The sequence below is a fragment of the Myroides marinus genome (assembly GCF_900109075.1).
In the GTDB taxonomy this organism is placed as follows: domain Bacteria; phylum Bacteroidota; class Bacteroidia; order Flavobacteriales; family Flavobacteriaceae; genus Flavobacterium; species Flavobacterium marinum_A.
The window spans coordinates 76,766-97,084 of record NZ_FNYS01000008.1; the positions used below are offsets into that span (position 1 = coordinate 76,766).

The following is a 20,319-nucleotide window of genomic DNA, read 5'->3' on the forward strand; positions in this document are numbered from 1 at the left end:
GAAAACTACAACTCATTTTCAAGGCATTGTATATACTTCTCTTTTTCTGAATAGCTTATAACTGTCAGGTACTCTCTTACTTCTGATAACCATTCTTCATTAGACTTGATCTTTACCCTTGCCACTGTTTTCTGTTGAAAGTAAGGTCTATCATCAAAAGCTTGCATTAAGTGTCTATTCATTGACTCCTGTGTCTGTTCACTTGGAGGTGTTTTACTTAAGCTTGCTTTCTCTAAAGAGTGTAATATCCCTCTTTGATAATCAGGGTTCATAATAGCTTCTTTATACTCTCCTGAATACGCTAATACCACTGGGATATCTTTTTTCTCTAAGATAGCTGCGCGCAATCTATAGTTACCATCAATAATCCAATATCCTCCCAAAGATGGAATATACCAAGCAAATACAGGTGGTAGTGATCCTTCTATCGCTTTCTTTCTCCACCACTTTAAACGCCCTGAGTACTCATCTACTTTGCGTGAGTACAACAATTCTCTATCCCAACACGCATAGGTAAATGGGTCAAAGTCATCCTCAGCCGCTATCGTTGTTCCGTAATTAGGTGGTGAAGCAAAGTCTTTATAACCTTCGAAAAGCCATATAGAATCATAGAAGAAGTGTTTGTCTGCTTGCACCATCTCTTCTGCAAAATAGCGAGACCATGACTTTAAACGCTCTTCTGTAGAAAGTCCTTTGCGCTTCTCTACTTCTTCAGAGTTAATATTCTTTATTAATCTACTGTCTTCTTCAAATGTGCGCACTAACCCAATATCACAGAAATCTCTACTGATAAGTCCCCACATTACAGGCTTGTCTTCACAAACTAACGTCATCTTCCAATTAGAGCCGCTCAACAACTGCATGGTTGGTGCTGTTAGTCCTTCTACGGTTAATTCTAAAGCTTTCCATTGTTGGTCTTGATCTAAGATGTCTTTCCAGTAGTATTTCATTTGCTTGTTTTTTTTTGGGGTTTTGTAGTTTGTTTTTGTGTTTGCTAACAAAATTAAGAATATGCTTCCTCTGATATTAAAAAAACATTACTCATTATTTAATCTCTTATCACTAATTCAAACCTCCTTTTGCCTTCCACATCATAGTCTGCTATCTCTGTAAACCCGATATTCTGCATCATCTTTATAGACTTTTCGTTTCCACTACGAGCAATACCTATTATAGTAGTCACTCCTGATTCGTGTGCCTTTACATACTCTATTAAGCCTTCTGTGCCCTCTTGTCCAAAGCCGTATTTCCAGAAATCTCTTCCTATAGAAAAACCTATTTCTACAGCTGTAAGTGACTCAAAGAAGTACATTGCTGTTCCGATTAATACTTCAGTATCTTTTTGTATTACAGCCATTCTTATCTTAGTTTTATTCTCCCATTCTTGATGCGCTTGTAGTACCATTCGCTCTGCATCTTCTATTGTCTCTAGAGGTTTGCTACCTCTATACTGCATCGCATCCTTATCAGAATAGATATGTAATAATTGTTCTTTATCTTCTATGACTAATGGCCTAAAATATAATCTTTCCATATTTAGTTTGCTTGTTGTTTGCTTTCTTTATACTCGCGTTTCTCTACTAAACTAGCTCCTGCCTCTGCACTCAATCTTGCAAATACACGACTAGATAAAATAGTAATTACTCCCATCACTAAGAATGTATATCTAAACACGTCTACTCCTTGATCATTGGTACCTATACTACTGTTTTGGAACATCATTAAAATCATGGCTGAAATAGATATTCCTAAACTAATAGCCAATTGTTGGGTTACAGATAATAGAGTATTTCCTTCGCTAGAAGTATCACTGTCAAGATCTGCTAGTGCAATAGTGTTCATTGAAGTGAATTGAATAGCATTAAAGGCTCCGTTGCAAATCATCAATAATACTAATATCCACATTGGGGTATTCTTATTGATAAAAAAGAAACACGAGATTATAATTCCTGTCAATATCGTATTGACAATTAAGGTGTTTCTATATCCGAATTTGCGAACTATAGGGATGACAAAGTTTCTAAACACAAGATTGGCTCCTGCCTGTGGTATCATCATTAATCCTGCAAAGAATGCTGAGTATCCATAACCTACTTGTAATAACAACGGTACCATTAATGGCATACCTCCTACTCCAAAACGAGTAACTAAATTACCGATAAGTCCTACTCTAAGTGTTTTTATCTTTAATAAGCTTAGTCTGATTAAGGCTTTTGCATTGTCCTTAGCATATCTAGTATATCCAACTACACAAATAATAGTCAATACACCTAATAACCCTAGTGTAACAGCTGTAAACTGAGGAGAGTTCCATCGCTCTATAATTAGTGTGATAGTGGTTAATCCACCACTAATTAAAAGCCAACCTTTTAGATCAAACTTACCTACTGTATTAGTAAAGTTAGGAACGACCTTTCTCGCCCAAACCATAGCGACAATACCTACAGGTAGATTAATCAGGAATATCCAATGCCAGGAGAACTTCTCTACTAGAAAACCTCCTGCTGTAGGACCTAACATAGGACCGATAAGCGCTGGTATGGTGATGAAGTTGATAATACCTAGTAGTTGATCTTTTGGGTAGGCATATATCAAGATAAGACGAGCGACAGGTACTAACATAGATCCCCCTATAGCCTGAAATATACGTGCTAATACAAGTTGATCTAAGGTATTGGCTATCGAACAAAATAACGAACCTAAAGTAAATGTACCAATGGCAACCATCAGCATATTACGCGTCCCAAAACGATCTGCAAGCCATCCACTAAGTGGTATAAGTAAGGCTACTGTCAAAGTATAAGATACGATAACGCTCTGCATCTCTAAAGGTGACTCTCCTAAACTCTTAGCGATAGAAGGTAATCCTGTGTTAAGGATAGTCCCATCTAATGCCTGCATAAATATGGCTAACGCAGCAAGCCAAGGCAAATACTTCTTCACCTTTGGGTCCTGAACGATCCCTATTTCCATAATGTTGTTGTACTTAGGTTATTTAATAGTCATCGCCTCTCTGAAGTGTCTATAAGGTTTGCTGAGATGGTATAGTAAAATAATTAGTGCTTTACTCCTAGTTTACACATCTTTACAAACGGTATTGCGATGATACACAAATATAAATAATCCTATAGTTTCTTTATTTTGTCCAATCGCTTTACCCTGTCAATGAAATTCCAAAAAGGCTTCAACTCTTCTAATAAAATCACAACATCATATCAATAAATATACCGAATGATTCTATATGCTGTTTTTTAAACAAGATTCAGGCAATATAGTACATTCGAATAATTTAGTAAAACTTTAAGGAATGGGGAATTTTGTTTTTTTGTGGTTTTGTCTTTTTGTGATTTGTTTTTGCCATTCGGCATTAATAGACTTTGATTGCGGAGTTACGTGTGGGTTTTGTTGGTTAGTGTCTTTATGATTTGTGGTTTGTTGGAGCGGATTTGTAATCCGTTCCTTATCACAAAGCAGCCTACTAATCCATAAATCATTTATATCCTAATTCAGACAATAAAGTAATCTATAACTGTTGTGTACATAATGCCGCTAAGCAAACCTGTTCCCTGTTTCCTATTTCCCTTTCCTTCATTAAAAATTCTTAATTAAAAACGGTTGCCAATCAAATGATGTCTCGTGTAGTGCAAAGAAACGTGTAGGCAAGTGTAAGCCTATTTCTTTTAATCCTTGTTGTAATGCAGTTGTCTCTTCTAATTCCTTAATCTCTGTACCTATCATCTGTTTATACTCACCATTCATATCATCGAAGTAGTACACTCTCATCTCTCCATCAAAGACTACGACTATTTCTTCGTCAATATCTCCACCCCACATTTCACATTTATAATAAACAAATGGTTGTTTAAACTCTTCATTTAATCGTTTTAGGAAGGCCAATAGTTTACACTGTTCTGGAGTTAGGCTAAGAGAAATAATTATAGGTTCTATCTCGATATCTTTAAGGAAGTTCCATTTATTCTCCTTATAAACTTGATAGTTTTCATAGAAAGAATTGTCCTTATCATCATAACTCACTCTATACATAGAGGGATTGATAACTAACAGACCTCCTTCAGGTAAACTGTGTACACTACCTCTTCGTTCGTGTTGTTCGTTTTCAAAGAATATCTCTCTAGTCCATTCACTTCTTATTCCTTTCTCTAGTTTATCTACCTTAAACAATCCAGGTCTTAAGCTCTCTATTTGCGCCAAGTGATTTATAAGTTCTGTATTAGCTACAGTGTATACTTGCTCTGCTCTCCAACTCATCCTTTTCTTTTTTTTGCTAAGATAGGATTGTTTTTCTCTTTTGTTGTTTTGTGATTTTGGTTTTTAGTGATTTTGTTGCTCCCTATACCGCAAGGCTTCAGTTTTCGGTTCCCCGTTCCCCACTCCAAGCTCCCTTTCACAGACAAACATTCTTAATTCTTCATTACTATTCCCTTGCGTATCCTTTTCATTATTTGTAACTTGCTGTAATACAACTTTAACTATTGATATGATACAATCTCAATACAGCTCTAGGATTATAGGTTTACTATTATTCTTACTTGTTATCGCTTTAATCCTGTTTACGATATTCTATTTTGTAGCCACTGATGTTCAGTCTGGACATGTAAGCTTCAAGACACACTATGGCTTTATGGGAGGTATTACTGTAGGAATGGTATTGTTTATATTTAGTTTTACACTGACTATGGTTATGGTAAAAGAGGTACGTATATCAGATAAAGAGATTGTAGTGAGAAACATGATTGGCTCTAAAAAGAAATTCTATAAGCCTAATACTGTATGTGTATTGGGTCATACTAAAAGAGTATTCTTAGGAACTACTCAATACGTAGTAATACAAGAAGGAGAAAGAAGTTCCAAGATATTCGAGTTTACTTATAAAAACTTTGAAGAGTTAAGACAACATATGAAGATAGATATAGAAGGCAAAAAAAGAGCTTAGTGTGTACACTAAGCTCTTTTTGATTAGATTATTTATTACTTATTTCTGTAATTTAAAGGTGATTGGCCTAAGTGCTGTTTAAAGAAACGGTTAAAGTAAGATATGTTATCAAACCCTAGTTCATAGGCGCACTCCTTAACTGTGAGGTGACTGTGTCTTAGCAAGTACTGAGCTTCTAGCAATAGTCGCTCATGTATTAATTGCAGAGCAGTCATACCTGTTTCTTCTTTGATCACCTCAGTTAGATGCTTAGGTGTTATTCCCATTAATTCGGCGTATTGCTGCACCGTCTTAAGCTCTTTAAACTTCTCTTCCAAATGCTGTTTAAAGGTATAAGTAAGCTGATACTGTCTATTCATTCCCTTGCGGAACCCTAACAAACAATACTCACAAGCTCTATTGTAATCGTATAAAATCTCTATTAATTTTAAGCGAATAATATTCAGGTGATATGGTCCTTTAGTCTCTAACTCCCAACCTAGGTTATTGAAGTTGTGTCTCACATGATCAAAAGCTTCTTCTAACTTATACATTGGAGGATAGTCTGCATTTAAGTACAACAACTCATCAACAATCATTTCTTTGACATAGTTCTTGTATAAAAAAGACTTTCTAAAGAATACTTGTACCACTTCAAAGTCTTTAGACATTTCTCCACCTAGGTAAATGACCTCTGGAGAGATAATTGACATAGAGCCCTGAGCAATAGTGAATTTATGATAGCCTACCTTTAGGTTAATTTGTCCTTTTGTACAGAGAATAAGTGTATAATAATCTTGCTTCTGTGGCGTAGCTACCTGCAAGTTATCTATACCTGTATAAACATCTACTTCTCTATTTAATTCTAATCCTACTGACTTCATCTTCCATTCTATTTAGAGTACAAAATAAAACTAATAAAAAATAACAGCTCTTAATATTCCCTTAAATCCGTGTTTTGTGCTATATGTTCCGACTAATTTTACTGGTCTACGGTAAATAACATATATCTATCTTCTCTAGCAGCACGCTCCCATACTGGTAGAGAAGAGTTAAACCACTCCCACGTATATAAGAAGTCTTCTTCATCCACATCATGTCCATAATCATAAGGGTCAATCTGAAAATAGCGTTCTCTAAACCATGACTCTGTAATTATCTTAAGAGCATTCCAAATAGCTTTGACTTGTTCAGGAGTTTTGAGTATCATGTAGTAATCATTTTTATGATATAAGGATTCACCTCCCATAATGACATGATTTAAAGGAAACGTTCCATTATCAAAACCAAAACTTCCATCTGTCATTACTCTGTGTATAGCATCCCAACTCTTATCTAACTCTGCGGCATACTTTAATATGGGGCTATCAAAATCTAGATAGTCTTCTTCTATACCATGTTGAAGATATTCTAACCTATCTTCATCGTATTTGCTCACTAACAAAGCGTCAACATCTTTTTTAGGCATTGCAAATAATACTCCTAAACAGCTCATAATTATCTCTTTGTTAAATAAACCATTGCTTTGGCTAAACTATCCATGTCTAGACTAAAATCAGGTAAGCTATATGCTTCTGGCAAAAAATATGTTTCTCCATTATTTAGAACAAACATTCTGTCTCTTTTCTCATTCCATTTTCCTACAATAAAGAAACTTTTGGTAGTATTATCATAAAAATAGATATCATACACTACATTCATTCCTCCACTATCTTTATATCTTTTAATCTTCCCATAAACAACAAATTTCCCGTTCTCATCCTTACCAAACTCTCCAAAATCATTAAACTTCCACTTCTGTTCTTTAAATTCCTTCGCATATCCTTCTAAATCAGCATATGCTTGGTTATTTTTTTTAAGCTTTTCTCTAAAGGCCGAGTCATCATAAGTCATAATTGCTTTAGCTGCTTCTTTATCAATACCCTGTGGAGTAAATATCTTATATGTCCCGAAAGTAAATTCATCTATAACAATCTTAGCCTTAGACATACTAAATTTCTTATGCGTTGGAGGAACTAGAAGAACCTTTTCGTTGTCTTCTGGTAGATTGACTCTAACGTAGAACAATCTCTCGTTTGTGATACGAGGATCAGCTATTATCACAGGTTCATTCTCTAAAGTCGAAATAGTATATACTCCTTTTTTATCATCTACATTAGCGATAGGAACTTTATCATAAAGTACTTTTCCTTTTTTAAACACTACTTTTTGTGCTACTGCAATAGAAGTCACACTTAATAACATACAAACTAAAAACTTTTTCATAATATTTAATTTTTAAACAAAATTAACATTTATATACCGTAACTAAAACAAAATAAGATATATAAATCTATAAAAAACATTAGTTAAATATTTTACATTTACTAGTCCTATCCGTTTTATAATCATTATATTTATCTACATCAGACTAGTTTAATAAATTTTATAAGACCACAATGCCTATGAAACCAATAAGAACGGAGGAAGATTATCACATGGCTTTAGTGAGATTACAACTCCTAAAGGATGCAAAGCCAAATACGCCTGAAGCAGATGAATACGAGGTTATAAATATTTTACTAGAGCATTATGAACGAGAAAATGCTCCTATGGGGATGCCAGATCCTATAGATAGTATCAAAATATTTACAGAATATTTTAACGATGAAGAACAAGATTCTAACGAAGAAGAATAAATAATTAAAGCCTACATACTGTAGGCTTTTTTTGGGCTTATAACCAAAAAAAAAATCCCCCTATCTATAACCAAAAGGGGGACTTCAATGCTAAATTAATTAAAATAACCTTACTATAAACCTTACTAACTTTTATAGTATTATGAACATAAAAACTTCCTTACTAAACAAATATTCTATGTTTCGCTTTATCTCTAATTATCACTTCTAATAATTAGGTCTTTCTTCTACTTTTTTGTTGGAATTGAATATCTCAACCCTATCTGTGCATTAAAATTAAAGGGCTTTTCCTTGTAAATAGTACTTATAGAACTATTATCATCAAAATAGTAACGCACACCAGGCTCTACAAATAAACCAACTCCCTTACCTAACTTATACTCCATTCCTACACTCATATTAACAGAAGCTTGGATTGATTTAGTATTAATATTCTCTTTAGGTTCTTCTTTTATTTTATCTCCTATCTTATACTTGGTTGTTAGTGTACCTGAAATTGCCTTTTCCACTAATGCACCACCATTTACATAAGCTGAGAAATTACCTTTTTGCCATATATTGTAATTTACTTGCACAGGTATTCCTATATAATGCAATGTTTGGTTCATCATTATCTTATTATCTAAGCTACCTGAATTAAGATCAGAAGATAATTTAGTATAAGTAATCCCCGAATTAAGGCCCCATTTATCTCCTAAAGCATAAGATACTGACAATCCAAATCTCAAAGGTTGTTTATGATTAATCTTAGTATTTACCTCTTTATCCAAATTAGCTGTATAAATCTCTGCTAAAGCTGTATTGGCGATTTCTATATTAGGATTCTTTGAATCAAATCTCACTGCACCATTCATTGAAGCGTATCCTGTTTGAGCCTGAGAAGAATTGGAAGTCATATTACTCGATAATAAACCAAGTGAAAGACCTTTTCTCTTTTGGGGTTCAATCTGAGTAACCAGTTTTTCCTTTATTTGTCCTTCTTTTAAGACATCAGTATGCTTATCTTGAATTAATGCTATAGATAACTCCTCTATTTTATCAGTATTTATAATAGGGTTTAATACCAATTCTTGACCAATATTTAAGCTTTCTACTACAGCTCTATCTACTTTGTTTTCATTTGTACCAATACCCTTTGGTTTATTTAAATCATTGTCCTTTAGCTCTTGAGTATAATTACTTACAATTGCTTTTTCATCTCCTTGTAACTCTTTTGTTTCTTCTATATGTTCTTTAGAATCAACTATATTTTTTCTTTCCCCCTCTTTAATCACGTTAATATTTGGCAACAATTCTCCCTCTTGTTTAAGAAATTGAATACCAATAGTAGTCACTGCTATAATACAAGCAGCAATAGCTAATAATCGTTTAACCCAATTACGTCTATTGACTAATTTTGCTTTATTTATTTGTTCTACAGTATCTGCGTATAATGGAATGACTTTACCTTTTTCTTGTGCAAAAAGCTTCTGTTCTAAATCCTCCCATAAACCCTCAGGACCTACTTCTGTATGCCCCTTCATCTTCTGCTCTAGATCATTTATCCATTTATCGTTCATAAAGCATTTATTCTAAGTGTATTATACGTCTTAATCTTTTGCATCAATATCTTCTTCGCTCTGTGAAATTGTGAAGCAGAAGAACTCTCTCCTATTGCTAAAAGTACTCCAATCTCTCTGTGACTTTTCTTTTCAAACACATAAAGGTTAAATACCATTCTATAACCATCAGGCAACGAACGAATCATATCTAAAATCTCTGATTCTGGTATATCATCAAATAGAGGTTCTTCTATCTCATCCTCTATACTAGGTAATTCATCCGAACTAACGGAAGACTCTAATGTAGCTGTATCCCTTAAGAATTTTAATGATTCGTTTATTAATAAACGAGTGATCCAGGCCTTAAGTGACCCCGCTCCTTTATATTCAAACTTATTAATAGAGTGATATATCTTAATAAAACTATTTTGTAATATATCCCTTACATCCTCTTGTCCTTTAATGTATCTCATACAGACATAGGTAAGATGACTCGAATAGAATTCGTAGAACTCTTTCCAAGCAGCTTGTTCTTTGTTTCGAAGTCTCTCAACAAGCTTTTTTTCGATCATATCTTTCTTTGTCTTCTGTTGTATAAACATTATGGTTCTAGAGTCTAATAACCTATATAAATAGGTTGTACACTTTTGTACAACCTATTTCTTCCTTATTTTGATTTTTTTGCAAATGGGTGAAAAACATATTTTATTTTCACAAACTCGCCTTTTTCTGTTCCGTCAACAGTAATTTTGTCAACGTCTACTTGGAAGCTTAACACACTTATTCCTTGTTTTACAAAAGCTCCTTGTACTGGTGCTACTACATTAGCTACAACTTTTTTTACAGCTTCTCCTTCAGGAACATTTAATTCTAAAGCTTTAGGTGTAAAATCAAATATAACAGCTGTTTTAGTATTATTTAAAGTTGCTTTAAAGTCAATCTTATATTCAACCTTACCTATTTTAGCAACTGTTTCATCAACCTTAGATTTATCTTCTATCACTGACCCCACAATTTCCTTGATTGGAAATTCTTCAAATGACAATACATTCTCTTTTACCAAAAATGCTGCATTAACTTCATTTACTACATTTCCTTGCCCTATCTTAGCTTTACCTGTATAAGCCCCGTTAATTTCTTCTAAAGTTACAGACTCATTAACTGGCATATTACTATTATCATCGCTACTACAAGAAGCAAAACTAATACCAACTAAACTAAATAATAGCATAAATGATTTTGTTCTAATTACTTTATTCATTTTTATAAATCTTTTTTATTAAACATTATTTGTAGTGAGTACTCATCTATATAAACCCTGATTTTTAAAAACCTTGCATAAGTAACTGAAAAAAATCAAACATTTTTTTCATTCAAAACAAAAAAAACTCAGTAAAAAACAAACAAACCACTAATAACAAACCACTTACAATCTTACAACATATTTAAAACAAGTCTTTATTTTTTTGTTTTTTTTAACCCATAATCAGCTATAAGTAGATAAACGGGAGGTCTATAAAGTAAAATTAACTCCTACTACTGCGCTAGATTTTAATACTTATAAGACATAAAAAAAACCTATTACTGCATAAAATGCGGTAATAGGTTCTTCTATTTTTGACACATCAAGCCTTTAGAAACTATCTAGTATTCCTTCTATTAAAGTATATCCTTCTAAGTATATCGTTCTATCATCTCTGTCTAAAGCTACTACTTGTAAGCGAATATTCTGTCCCTGTTTGATTAATAAGGTAACCTTCTTTGTTAGTATTTGATCCTCTTGTTCAGACAATCCCTTAAACAATTCCATTGTCTTGTGATCTTCGTCTATCAGTAGTTGATTATATTTCATCATAACTCTTAATTTTACAGTTTAAACAAAGGTACCATCCATCTTACCCCTACAGCTATCTGATGCTCGTTTTTATCTGATTTAGCTTCTTTGTAGTTCTTATAGTCATAATTTAAAAAGTTGTAAGCAGCATAAAGACGTAAATCTTTAAACGCTTTCTCAGAGAATGGATTGTATTCTATAGCAGTTGAAATCCCTTTTAGTGCATAAGAAACATTATTATCTAAGTCATTTCGATAATTATACATCGCCTTTACATAAGGAGTTACCTTATTAAACTTATACTTAATAGATGCAGTAGTTACATTATCCTTTACATAAGCCACTCCAGCTGTTGTAGTATTTAAATCTGTAAATGCAACATCCTTTAGATTTCTAAATCCATACATCCAGTCTACCTCAGCCATAAAGTTATTAAAAGTAAGTCTATTACCAATGGTTACCCAACTGTAATATTTCTTTGCATCGTGTTGAAACAGCGCATATCCATAGCGAGTTTTTAAGTGTTTCTTAAATAGCTCTCCTTCCCATAAAAACAACCCTCCATAAGCTTTATTCTTATAAGCTTCTGAGGCAAACTGTTCCCCTTGAGAGACCATCTGTAATTTAAATGACTGTCCTTTTACCTTATAAGCTACACTAGCTCCAGGGCTAAATAATTCGATAGAACCTATGATATTCGTGAACATATAAAGATCTGCACTATTATAAGATAACTCAGTAGACCCCCAAGCTGTAAATTGCTTTCCCATTCCTACTGTCCAGTGATCATCAATATTGTATTCTAAAAAAGCAAATTCTAATGCATTAGATGACACAGATTCATTTAATCGGTATCTAAGTGAGTATGTAAGTTTATTGTTATAATTACCTTTTAAATACACCCTTGATTGCACTAAGCGAAACTTGCTATCCGATGTTCCTTCGCCACTAAACTTGGTTAAGTTCTCATATTTAGTATCCAAATAAACATCTAGGGTATTTACTTTTTTTTCAGAATCCCCTTTTATACTTGATGCCACAACACCCAGTAAGGTAGACTCTTCTTTTTTATCATCTTGTGCCATCATATTTAGAGAACCTAAAGCGATTGCACAGACTACATATTTCATATTCATAATGTGGTAGGTTTTTAAAAAGTTCAATATAATCCTTTTTTATATACCATATCCAAATTTAAATCAAAATATTACAAACAATACAGTTGCTATTTTATCATTATTAGTACACTTTAACACTATCATACCCATATAAACAGATATGCCTCTACAAAAGATTCTACACATAAAGTATCTGTTATCAATTCTAAAAATAGAAGTAATTAATTTGGTCTTTTAAGAAAACTTTATGTATCTTTATAATGTTGTGTATTAGTATGAATTTAATGAAGAATCACTTTTTATGCCCAAGGGGGTGTATTAAGTGATTTTTTTATTTAGCATATCTCATAAAAAAACCGCTAGTTAATACTAACGGTTTATCTATTATTTCTTCTTTCTCTTTTTATTATACCATATTATAAAACCTGTAATGGGTAAACTTGCACATATCAGTGACCCTAAAAAGGCCATTATCTTAGTTGGGTATCCCCATATAGTCCCTACATGTAAGTCAAAGTTAAGCGAACTTACCTTACTCCCTAATGCCAAAGACTGATACGTGTGATCTGTCCTAGAAGTGATTCCTCCAGAGGCCTTATCAAAATATATCCATTCGAACTTACTAGTCTTATCCTTTTCTAATCTGATCTGAATACTATGTGGTTCGCTCACATCCTTAGACAAGCGAATAGACATCATATCTGCTTGACCAAAGTTGTTTAAAGCATAGTAAATAGCATTGTCTAATGTATTAGTGCTAACCTGAGGTACACTGTCAAAAGCAACGGGTTCCATTACCTCAAACTTCTTATCATCTACCATATTTAGTGTAATCTCTGTTGCCAATCTAAACTTAGGAAAAGCAAACATCACTCCTGTCAATCCGATGATTATGGCTAAGATAAAGCTGTACATTCCTAATATATTGTGTATATCATGATTAATACGCTTCCACTTTACTTTAAAATCAAAGATAAAACTCCTTCTAAAAGCCTTTCCTTTCCATTTTTTAGGCCACCATAAAACTAATCCTGTTATAGTAATTATAATGAACAGAACAGTACTACCTCCTACTATCCATCCTCCGTACTTACTACCTAACATTAAGTTGCGGTGAAGCTGTAATACAATATAGAAAAACTCCTTATCTGTATTTTCTACTTTTTGTACTTCACCAGTATATGGATTGATAAATATGCGTTTATAATACGTTAGCTCATTCCAGTATCCAAAAGCTTCTTTATTAGTTTTTAAAGCCCTAAACACCCAAGTTCTATCCTTAGCAGGGTATAGGTCTACTCTATTAATAGGATACTCTTGTCCAACTGCTTTCTGAGCAATCTCTTGAAGAGTTGAATAGGCTAAAGCCTCTCTTTGTATTGTATCTCCTTTATCACTTACATAAAAATTATCAGGATAGACAATCTTTTTTAAGTCATCGTGAAAGACATAAATACAACCAGTCAAACTAACTATTACCACAACAATTCCTGTGATTAATCCCAACCACTTATGTAACCACAAAAGATACTTCTTCATGTATTAAAAATTGTATTGCATCGTTAAATTAGCTTGCATTCCATTACCACGAATATAATCAGCATCTAAAGCACGATATTGGCTTACCACAGGATAGTATGTTTTATTAAACAGGTTTTCTATACCTACACTGAACTTCCATGACTTATTTAAAGTGTAAGTAGAAGCAATATTAAACAAACTTATGTCCTTTACTGGTCCTTCACTATTCTTGTATTTCCCTTGTGCATTAGCATCAAAACGATCTCTACTTCCTGAGTACAACCAATACAATTGTAAATTTAGTTTATCATTAGGAGTATAGTACACAAAAGCTGTTGCTTTAGGAGGCGAAATACGTCCTCCATTTAAATACACTTTACTTCCATCGTCAAACTCTGCCTTTCCTTCTACATAAGCATACGATCCTCCTACTGTCCACTGAGGAGATAATATTGCCTCACCTGTAATTTCAAATCCATGAACACGCTCTGGTTCTCTCTGTGCTACTAAATAACCTCCTACATCCACTAAATTAGCTCCTAATTTAGAAGTACTCACATAATAAGATCCTGTGAAGCTAAAAATAGAGAATCTACTAGAGAATCCCACTTCATAATTATTAGTAATGATTGGTTCAGTCTCTAATTGATCTAAAGTACTTTCTTTAGCACGTCGTAAGATACGTCCTAACTCATTAATAGCAAATCCTTGCGAGAAACTAACAAATGGATTAAATACCTCGTATTTATTATAACGCAGCCCTGCATTGAACAACGTAGTCTTGTATGGAATCTTTCCTCCTTGAACAAAAATACTTCCCTCATTATTTGGGCCTGTTGCTATAGTATTAAAGTCATTTACCTTCACATTAGCATTCTCATATCGAATACCTGCTTTAAAGATTAAGTTATCGATAATATCAACTTTTAATTGAGCATAAGGTGCTATATTGATCATATCCATTTTAGGAATATACACTCTAGCGTCTGTTAGATCTTGGTCTGTCACATCATTTAACCAATCAACCCCGTAAGTAATTTCACTTGGCATATCAAATACTACAAATGGGGTATTTAGGTTAACTCGAAGTCCTTTTTTATTAGAGTTAATTCTAGTCTGTCCTGGTCCATACCACGCAGTTCCTTTTTCGACATAACGATTCATTGATCTAAATGAATTCATATAAAAAGTAACATCTAGTTGTGTTCCTAAAAACAAATCACTATTTGTATACCCTAACATCATATTGTGATTATGTGGAGTTCCTGCATGCTCTCCCGGATCTGTTCCAGCAATACCGATAGTAGGAGTCTGCCCATACTTACCTGTTTTACTTATATAACGTGCATGCTGTACACTACTATATCCATTGTAAAACGCACGTATAGAAGAATAATCATTAATGTCATAAGTAATTTGAGCGAATAAGTTCTTTTGATAAGTATTAGACAATCCATCTGTCTGTCCTAATATCAATCCTTCTCCATCGCGTTGTACTCCATTATAATCTAACGATGCCCCTACAGAGTAATTCCATTTTTTATATTTACCTGCAAAAGATTGAGATACTTTATACCCCATCGTTCCACTACTATTAGCTGGATTAAAAGAAGTCCCTAACACAGTAGTTCCTCCGAAGCTTTGTTCGCCTTTATTCTTTTTTGTGATATAGTTAATAATACCTCCTGTAGATCCATTACCATAGATAGCAGTAGCTCCCTTAATAACTTCGACGCGCTCTATGGCAGAAGGAGCTATCGAACGAATATCTCTAGCACCATTCATTAGTGGAGTAGATTGTGGTATCCCATCTATCAATACTAATAGAGGCCTCCCTCTTAAGGTCTGTCCTGATGAAGTCCCTTTATTAGTAGCATTACCTAACCCTGGTACTAGATTGCTTAATATCGTAGATATATCTGTAGTGACATTCATCTGCTTTTCCATTTCCTTCTGACCTATTATAGTCACAGACGAAGGAATAGTAGCAATATTCTCAGCTTTACGACCAGCAGTAATAACAATCTCGTCTAAAGACTGTTCTAATGGCTTTAATTCTACAACTAATGAACTAGACAATTCACTTTTAACTACAGTTAGCATCTGTTCTTCATATCCATCAGCAACAACTAAAAGTGTAGCATCCCCTAAAGTTGTCCAATCTATACTAAAACCTCCTTCTTTGTCAGTCACTCCTTTTTGATCTCCATTAATATAAATCTGAGCCCCTTTTACAGCTTTAAGATTTGGGTTATTTACTTTCACTATGACGTTTTGTGAAAGCATTGTAGTTGTAAATAGCAATAAAATAAAGCTAAACAACTTTGCGGTTAAGTTTGAATAGTTTGTAGATAGTGACATGAGTTTTTGCTTATACCTTATTTAGAATAAATTAATTTAAAGGCACAAATGTAAAGATTAATTGATTTTATAGTATATCATTATTGACGTTTTTTTACACTTCTAATCATTTTTTTTAATTTAAATCAAATAATTGTTTTTCAATATCTTACAAATAAAAAACGACAATACAGCCTAAACCATATTGTCGTTATTATCATTTACTTGATATCTCTATCTATTCGGATTCTGTTTGATGTAAATCTGTGTAGCGCCTAATCCATACTTTTGGTAATTAGCATCCTCTGCCACTACCTCAGCGTATCTACTAAACAAGAACTCTAATTCTGCTTTAAGCACTCCCTCTCCTACTCCGTGAATAAACACAATACGAGGAATGCGATTGCGTATAGCGAACTCCAATTGCCCTCTAGCAGTATCTAATTGTAGGTTTAGCATATCGTGCTTCTCCATACGTCTATAATCATTAGTTAGCTTCTCTATATGTAAATCTACCTCTAAGATAAACTCATCCTTACGAGAACGTTTCTCTTTTGTAAAAGAGCGCTTCTTTGGGTCCGCCTTATCTTGTAACGCTTCACTTACTGAACTACGTGTACTAGCAGAGCGAATATCTACCTCATCCTCTTTGTCTATTTTCAAAAGCTCATTAGGTTTATAAGTTAACACAAAACCATCTTTAGACTCTATTGTTACCTCATCACCTATAATATTGATGACAACTCCTTCTTCGTTCTCATCTAATACCTGTACATAATCTCCTTTACTTAACATCGTTCTCTTCTTCTTTAGCTTGGTTGATTAAATCTTTCTTTATACCTGCATCAAATTCACGTTCAGCAGGCCCTTGTTGACGTGTATTACTAGGTGTCTTTTGCATTAACATAGCCATACCATAAAAGAATAAGGCCACACCTATTACTTGCACCCAAATATTAGGTTCATCTTTAGAGCTTTCCACTAAAGCCCACCCCATAAAGAACAGGGTAACGATGTTCAATATTATCTTCGCTATCTTCATATACTATGGTGCTAGTCTTTCTATTTTCCAGTCTAATCCATCCTCTGTAAGCGTATATCTTATACGATCGTGAAGGCGATTAGCTCTTCCTTGCCAAAATTCAATAGACACAGGCTTTACTACAAAACCTCCCCAATTATCAGGGCGTTTTACACTATCTTCTGTTACTTCTTTTTCTAGCTTATTAATTGCCTGCTCTAGCACTTCGTGATTGGGAATTACCTCACTTTGATTAGACACTATAGCTCCTAATCTACTACCTAGTGGGCGACTATCAAAATAGTTATCTGACTGCGTAGCACTAGCCTTAGTAGCTATCCCTTTTATAATCACTTGACGCTCTGCTGAAGGCCAAAAGAATGATAAACACAAATGTGGGTTAGCTAATATAGCCTTCCCTTTTTCTGAATTATAGTTAGTATAAAAGACAAAACCTTCTTCGTCATAAGATTTTAAAAGAACTACTCTAGACTTCGGAAAACCATCTAGACCTATCGTAGACACAGTCATAGCATTTACCTCATCTACTCCTCCGAAATCTTCTACTTCATAAAACCACTTTCTGAACTGCATCATTGGGTTTTCATCCACATTGCCTTCTAAGAGTACACTCTTCTCATAAGACTTTCTGTAATCGCTTAAATCACTCATATCTAAATCTATTATAAGTCAAACACTTTACCATCATCTCCATTCAGGATCTTACCACTAAACACTTCCTCTGCTTCTTTTTTAAACAAAGTAATATCGTTATATCTAGTAGAGTAATGTCCTAGTATCAACGTCTTTGCATTAGCTAATTTAGCAATACTAGCTGCCTGTTTAGCTGTACAGTGCTTCGTACGCTCTGTATAATGCTCTTCACTCTCTAAGAAAGTACTCTCGTGATATAGCACATCTACATCTTGAATAACAGGTACGATTGCTTCTGAATAATACGTATCTGAGCAGAATGCATAGCTCTCTGTAGGTTCTGGATTATAAGTAATATCTTTATTTAAAACCACTGTTCCATCATCTAGCGTTACATTCCCTCCACTTTTAATCTTCTGATAGTAACATCTATCTATTCCTAAATCCTCTATCGCCCCGATACGTAGTTTACGATCACCTGGCTTAGTCTCAAATTTATATCCATTGGTATATACTCTGTGATCTAGAGGAATGGTACGTACTATTACTTTATCATCTTCAAAGACTACTCTACTTTCTTTACTAGTCTGTTCGTGGAAAAACAGCTTATATCCAGAGTAAGAGTTAGACAACTTTAACTGTAGCAAAGTTACCTCCTTAATCCCCTTAGGTCCATAGATGTGTAAATCTGCCTGGCGATTAAGTAGCATATAAGTAGAAATAAGTCCAATCAATCCATAGAAGTGATCTCCGTGCAAGTGAGAGATAAAGATATGGTTAATACGTTGGAACTTCAGTTTATGTCTTCTTAACTGTACCTGTGTTCCCTCTCCTGCATCGATAAGGAACATATGTCCTCCTATCTCTAATACTTGAGATGTTGGGTTAGTTATAGTACGTGGTGTAGCTGCATAACAGCCTAATATGGTAAGTTTCAATCTTGTTTTGTTTTAATTTTTGAGAGTGTAATTTACAAAAACGACACTTCAAGTCAAAATAAAAGGCTTAAATTACTTTAAGCCTTTCTCTATATTTGATCTAAAATCCTAAGTCTCTTTGGATTTCGTCCATCTCTATTAAATCGTGTGCTTCTTGTAACGTAGGAGCGATAATCAAATCTCCATCAAACTCGTTAAAGTCTATAGACTCTATCACAATGATAAAAGACTTATTAGCCTCTTCCATATGCTGTATCGCTAAGGATTCAAACTGCTCTATCTCCTCTTCTGTAACTGTATAACTAGCTGTAGTCAGATCTATTACTAGATTAGCATCTACTAAGCTACTCTCATACTGCTGTTCTAATTTCTCGATAAACTCTACTAGAGTCCCCTCGTTACTTGTAATAATAAGTGTATGCCCTTTTTCTTTTACTTTCATTGTATACGCTTTTATTTGATTAAGCGAATATAAAACGAATATAAATAGTATCATATACTTTTTTTGAAAGTTGTGATTTTGTTGTTTTGTGGTTCTGCGATTTTATTTTTTTATTCTTGCCATTTGGCATTAGTTGCCTTTGATGATGGAGTTTAGGGAGGGTATAGTCTATTTATAATTATGTCTTTCTATTACTTCCCTGTTCCCTGCTCCCCGTTTCCTATCTAATTTTCAACAACCAATTAATCAATTCTTGGTTATCAACTATACTCCACGAATGAGGATGGCGAGTTTTGCTTTTTTTTCTATACCCTTTATTCACTGTAGTAATCAGTTCTGCATTCGTATTACCTAGTCTCTTCAGTTCATTAATTAGCGCTGATGCTTCCGTTGCATTCATACTCGTTAAGTCCTCTCCTCTTTCTTTAATCCACCAGTTAACATCTGGTTCAGTATATAATCTTATTGGTAGATTACCTAATTTCTTTACTGCGGTTTGGTTTATATCTGTAAACGAATAAGGTGATGTAGCATAATAAGCATCAATAGCAACACTAGGTGTACCACCCATCTCTTTCTGTATTCTATCAATCATATATAAACTCTCTTCACTAGCATTATCTGCACCAGATAACCTAATGTCTCTTATGCTTGAGTTATAGAAGCGTTCAAAATCTAAAGGTGCATCAATAGCAAAGACTGCTTTAGGTTTGTCTATAGCCTCTTGTGCATACTTAATCGCTGTACTTCCTCCCATAGAAAAACCTCCAATAAAGAAACGTTGATCCATAAGTTTATGCTTGCTTCTTGCATCTTCTAGTATCTTGGCTAATGTCTCTTGGCTTGTCTTATCTATCCCAAAAGAGAGTACTCCATCTTGAAGATTTGGAATAATAACAAGCATGCCACTCTTAGCTGCTAACATAGGCAATTCTGTCTCTTGCATCACACTCTCCGCTGTCTCTCCAAAGCCTGGAAGTAATACCAAATATCCTAACCAATGCGATTTAGGAGGGTAAACTGCTGTATAAAAACCCCTTGTTTTATCGCCTTCGTCTAGGTAAATCTTATTTATAGACTGAGCTTTAATTCCTAAAGAATTTAATAGCAATAAAATTAATAAAGTATATCTTTTCATTAGTGATTAACATTGATGTTAAGAATGATAAATCTAAGGTTTTTTTTGAGATGTGATGTTGTTTGGAAGATAGGACTGAAAAAAGAATATCTAGTAGACATTCGGAATGATTAGCCAGAAGAAGGAAAGGTGATTATATCTCTACATTGATACACTGAATG

At 33.9% G+C, this 20,319-nt stretch carries 22 protein-coding genes; 2 read left to right on the plus strand and 20 right to left on the minus strand.

All coding sequences use genetic code 11. From position 1 onward, the window contains the following. Positions 1–5 precede the first annotated feature (5 nt). The 4 genes from BMX53_RS10045 to BMX53_RS10060 all read right to left on the minus strand — a co-directional run bounded on the left by BMX53_RS10045 (position 6) and on the right by BMX53_RS10060 (position 4,269). On the minus strand, positions 6–950 hold the full coding sequence (locus BMX53_RS10045) for a ParB/Srx family N-terminal domain-containing protein (RefSeq protein WP_074746159.1): 945 nt from the start codon (positions 948–950) through the stop codon (positions 6–8). A 98-nt stretch (positions 951–1,048) separates the two neighbouring features. After that, complete coding sequence (locus BMX53_RS10050; RefSeq protein WP_074746096.1) at positions 1,049–1,534, minus strand: GNAT family N-acetyltransferase; 486 nt, start codon at positions 1,532–1,534, stop codon at positions 1,049–1,051. A gap of 2 nt (positions 1,535–1,536) precedes the next feature. Continuing rightward, positions 1,537–2,973, minus strand: coding sequence for a multidrug transporter subunit MdtD (gene mdtD, locus BMX53_RS10055; RefSeq protein WP_074746097.1), 1,437 nt, complete (start codon positions 2,971–2,973; stop codon positions 1,537–1,539). 618 nt (positions 2,974–3,591) lie between these two features. Continuing rightward, a complete protein-coding gene (locus BMX53_RS10060; RefSeq protein WP_063175619.1) occupies positions 3,592–4,269 on the minus strand; it encodes a hypothetical protein in 678 nt (225 codons plus the stop codon). Positions 4,270–4,498: 229 nt separating this feature from the next. Here BMX53_RS10060 and BMX53_RS10065 point away from each other — a divergent pair, with 229 nt between their 5' ends. Continuing rightward, positions 4,499–4,954: a hypothetical protein gene (locus BMX53_RS10065; protein WP_063175620.1), complete on the plus strand. Its 456-nt coding sequence runs from the start codon at positions 4,499–4,501 to the stop codon at positions 4,952–4,954. A gap of 35 nt (positions 4,955–4,989) precedes the next feature. Here BMX53_RS10065 and BMX53_RS10070 read toward each other — a convergent pair whose 3' ends face one another. The 3 genes from BMX53_RS10070 to BMX53_RS10080 all read right to left on the minus strand — a co-directional run bounded on the left by BMX53_RS10070 (position 4,990) and on the right by BMX53_RS10080 (position 7,198). Then, positions 4,990–5,817: a helix-turn-helix domain-containing protein gene (locus BMX53_RS10070; protein ID WP_038986879.1), complete on the minus strand. Its 828-nt coding sequence runs from the start codon at positions 5,815–5,817 to the stop codon at positions 4,990–4,992. Positions 5,818–5,915: 98 nt separating this feature from the next. Then, the gene (locus tag BMX53_RS10075; RefSeq protein ID WP_063175621.1) at positions 5,916–6,428 is read right to left on the minus strand and encodes a YfbM family protein; all 513 of its coding nucleotides are present in this window, start codon (positions 6,426–6,428) and stop codon (positions 5,916–5,918) included. A 2-nt stretch (positions 6,429–6,430) separates the two neighbouring features. Then, entirely contained in the window at positions 6,431–7,198 is a 768-nt protein-coding gene (locus BMX53_RS10080; protein ID WP_063175622.1) for a hypothetical protein, read from the minus strand. Between the two features lie 179 nt (positions 7,199–7,377). Here BMX53_RS10080 and BMX53_RS10085 point away from each other — a divergent pair, with 179 nt between their 5' ends. Then, positions 7,378–7,611: a hypothetical protein gene (locus BMX53_RS10085; protein ID WP_240485437.1), complete on the plus strand. Its 234-nt coding sequence runs from the start codon at positions 7,378–7,380 to the stop codon at positions 7,609–7,611. Between the two features lie 227 nt (positions 7,612–7,838). Here BMX53_RS10085 and BMX53_RS10090 read toward each other — a convergent pair whose 3' ends face one another. The 13 genes from BMX53_RS10090 to BMX53_RS10150 all read right to left on the minus strand — a co-directional run bounded on the left by BMX53_RS10090 (position 7,839) and on the right by BMX53_RS10150 (position 20,158). Beyond that, a complete protein-coding gene (locus BMX53_RS10090; RefSeq protein WP_063175623.1) occupies positions 7,839–9,170 on the minus strand; it encodes an outer membrane beta-barrel protein in 1,332 nt (443 codons plus the stop codon). Beyond that, positions 9,167–9,724, minus strand: coding sequence for an RNA polymerase sigma factor (locus BMX53_RS10095; protein WP_242651255.1), 558 nt, complete (start codon positions 9,722–9,724; stop codon positions 9,167–9,169). The genes BMX53_RS10090 and BMX53_RS10095 overlap by 4 nt, the downstream gene beginning before the upstream one ends. Positions 9,725–9,819: 95 nt before the next feature. After that, on the minus strand, positions 9,820–10,413 hold the full coding sequence (locus tag BMX53_RS10100; RefSeq protein ID WP_074746099.1) for a DUF4840 domain-containing protein: 594 nt from the start codon (positions 10,411–10,413) through the stop codon (positions 9,820–9,822). Positions 10,414–10,785: 372 nt separating this feature from the next. After that, a complete protein-coding gene (locus BMX53_RS10105; RefSeq protein ID WP_074746101.1) occupies positions 10,786–11,007 on the minus strand; it encodes a hypothetical protein in 222 nt (73 codons plus the stop codon). Positions 11,008–11,018: 11 nt separating this feature from the next. Continuing rightward, positions 11,019–12,122, minus strand: coding sequence for a porin (locus BMX53_RS10110; RefSeq protein WP_074746103.1), 1,104 nt, complete (start codon positions 12,120–12,122; stop codon positions 11,019–11,021). Between the two features lie 366 nt (positions 12,123–12,488). Next, entirely contained in the window at positions 12,489–13,643 is a 1,155-nt protein-coding gene (locus BMX53_RS10115) for a PepSY-associated TM helix domain-containing protein (RefSeq protein WP_074746105.1), read from the minus strand. A 3-nt stretch (positions 13,644–13,646) separates the two neighbouring features. Then, the gene (locus BMX53_RS10120; RefSeq protein WP_074746106.1) at positions 13,647–15,986 is read right to left on the minus strand and encodes a TonB-dependent receptor; all 2,340 of its coding nucleotides are present in this window, start codon (positions 15,984–15,986) and stop codon (positions 13,647–13,649) included. Positions 15,987–16,199: 213 nt separating this feature from the next. Beyond that, positions 16,200–16,760 carry a Smr/MutS family protein gene (locus tag BMX53_RS10125; RefSeq protein WP_074746108.1) on the minus strand — a complete coding sequence of 187 codons (561 nt, stop codon included), beginning with the start codon at positions 16,758–16,760 and terminating at the stop codon, positions 16,200–16,202. Further along, complete coding sequence (locus tag BMX53_RS10130; protein ID WP_063175631.1) at positions 16,750–17,007, minus strand: hypothetical protein; 258 nt, start codon at positions 17,005–17,007, stop codon at positions 16,750–16,752. The genes BMX53_RS10125 and BMX53_RS10130 overlap by 11 nt, the downstream gene beginning before the upstream one ends. 3 nt (positions 17,008–17,010) lie before the next feature. Further along, the gene (pdxH, locus tag BMX53_RS10135; RefSeq protein ID WP_063175632.1) at positions 17,011–17,658 is read right to left on the minus strand and encodes a pyridoxamine 5'-phosphate oxidase; all 648 of its coding nucleotides are present in this window, start codon (positions 17,656–17,658) and stop codon (positions 17,011–17,013) included. 11 nt (positions 17,659–17,669) lie between these two features. After that, positions 17,670–18,578 (minus strand): ribonuclease Z, encoded by a 909-nt coding sequence (locus BMX53_RS10140; protein WP_074746110.1) that lies wholly within the window; start codon positions 18,576–18,578, stop codon positions 17,670–17,672. Between the two features lie 100 nt (positions 18,579–18,678). Then, complete coding sequence (locus BMX53_RS10145; protein WP_063175634.1) at positions 18,679–19,020, minus strand: hypothetical protein; 342 nt, start codon at positions 19,018–19,020, stop codon at positions 18,679–18,681. Positions 19,021–19,240: 220 nt separating this feature from the next. Further along, positions 19,241–20,158: an alpha/beta hydrolase family protein gene (locus BMX53_RS10150; RefSeq protein ID WP_074746112.1), complete on the minus strand. Its 918-nt coding sequence runs from the start codon at positions 20,156–20,158 to the stop codon at positions 19,241–19,243. Positions 20,159–20,319 lie beyond the last annotated feature (161 nt).

Bases quoted from the DNA above. Each gene is read 5' to 3' on its own strand.
- pdxH (WP_063175632.1), bottom strand. From the start codon at position 17,658: ATGAGTGATTTAAGCGATTACAGAAAGTCTTATGAGAAGAGTGTACTC.
- BMX53_RS10065 (WP_063175620.1), top strand. From the start codon at position 4,499: ATGATACAATCTCAATACAGCTCTAGGATTATAGGTTTACTATTATTC.
- BMX53_RS10115 (WP_074746105.1), bottom strand. From the start codon at position 13,643: ATGAAGAAGTATCTTTTGTGGTTACATAAGTGGTTGGGATTAATCACA.
- BMX53_RS10100 (WP_074746099.1), bottom strand. From the start codon at position 10,413: ATGAATAAAGTAATTAGAACAAAATCATTTATGCTATTATTTAGTTTA.
- BMX53_RS10080 (WP_063175622.1), bottom strand. From the start codon at position 7,198: ATGAAAAAGTTTTTAGTTTGTATGTTATTAAGTGTGACTTCTATTGCA.
- BMX53_RS10150 (WP_074746112.1), bottom strand. From the start codon at position 20,158: ATGAAAAGATATACTTTATTAATTTTATTGCTATTAAATTCTTTAGGA.
- BMX53_RS10105 (WP_074746101.1), bottom strand. From the start codon at position 11,007: ATGATGAAATATAATCAACTACTGATAGACGAAGATCACAAGACAATG.
- BMX53_RS10130 (WP_063175631.1), bottom strand. From the start codon at position 17,007: ATGAAGATAGCGAAGATAATATTGAACATCGTTACCCTGTTCTTTATG.
- BMX53_RS10045 (WP_074746159.1), bottom strand. From the start codon at position 950: ATGAAATACTACTGGAAAGACATCTTAGATCAAGACCAACAATGGAAA.
- BMX53_RS10070 (WP_038986879.1), bottom strand. From the start codon at position 5,817: ATGAAGTCAGTAGGATTAGAATTAAATAGAGAAGTAGATGTTTATACA.
- BMX53_RS10090 (WP_063175623.1), bottom strand. From the start codon at position 9,170: ATGAACGATAAATGGATAAATGATCTAGAGCAGAAGATGAAGGGGCAT.
- BMX53_RS10110 (WP_074746103.1), bottom strand. From the start codon at position 12,122: ATGAATATGAAATATGTAGTCTGTGCAATCGCTTTAGGTTCTCTAAAT.
- BMX53_RS10145 (WP_063175634.1), bottom strand. From the start codon at position 19,020: ATGAAAGTAAAAGAAAAAGGGCATACACTTATTATTACAAGTAACGAG.
- BMX53_RS10085 (WP_240485437.1), top strand. From the start codon at position 7,378: ATGAAACCAATAAGAACGGAGGAAGATTATCACATGGCTTTAGTGAGA.
- BMX53_RS10125 (WP_074746108.1), bottom strand. From the start codon at position 16,760: ATGTTAAGTAAAGGAGATTATGTACAGGTATTAGATGAGAACGAAGAA.
- BMX53_RS10050 (WP_074746096.1), bottom strand. From the start codon at position 1,534: ATGGAAAGATTATATTTTAGGCCATTAGTCATAGAAGATAAAGAACAA.
- BMX53_RS10075 (WP_063175621.1), bottom strand. From the start codon at position 6,428: ATGAGCTGTTTAGGAGTATTATTTGCAATGCCTAAAAAAGATGTTGAC.
- mdtD (WP_074746097.1), bottom strand. From the start codon at position 2,973: ATGGAAATAGGGATCGTTCAGGACCCAAAGGTGAAGAAGTATTTGCCT.
- BMX53_RS10060 (WP_063175619.1), bottom strand. From the start codon at position 4,269: ATGAGTTGGAGAGCAGAGCAAGTATACACTGTAGCTAATACAGAACTT.
- BMX53_RS10120 (WP_074746106.1), bottom strand. From the start codon at position 15,986: ATGTCACTATCTACAAACTATTCAAACTTAACCGCAAAGTTGTTTAGC.
- BMX53_RS10095 (WP_242651255.1), bottom strand. From the start codon at position 9,724: ATGATCGAAAAAAAGCTTGTTGAGAGACTTCGAAACAAAGAACAAGCT.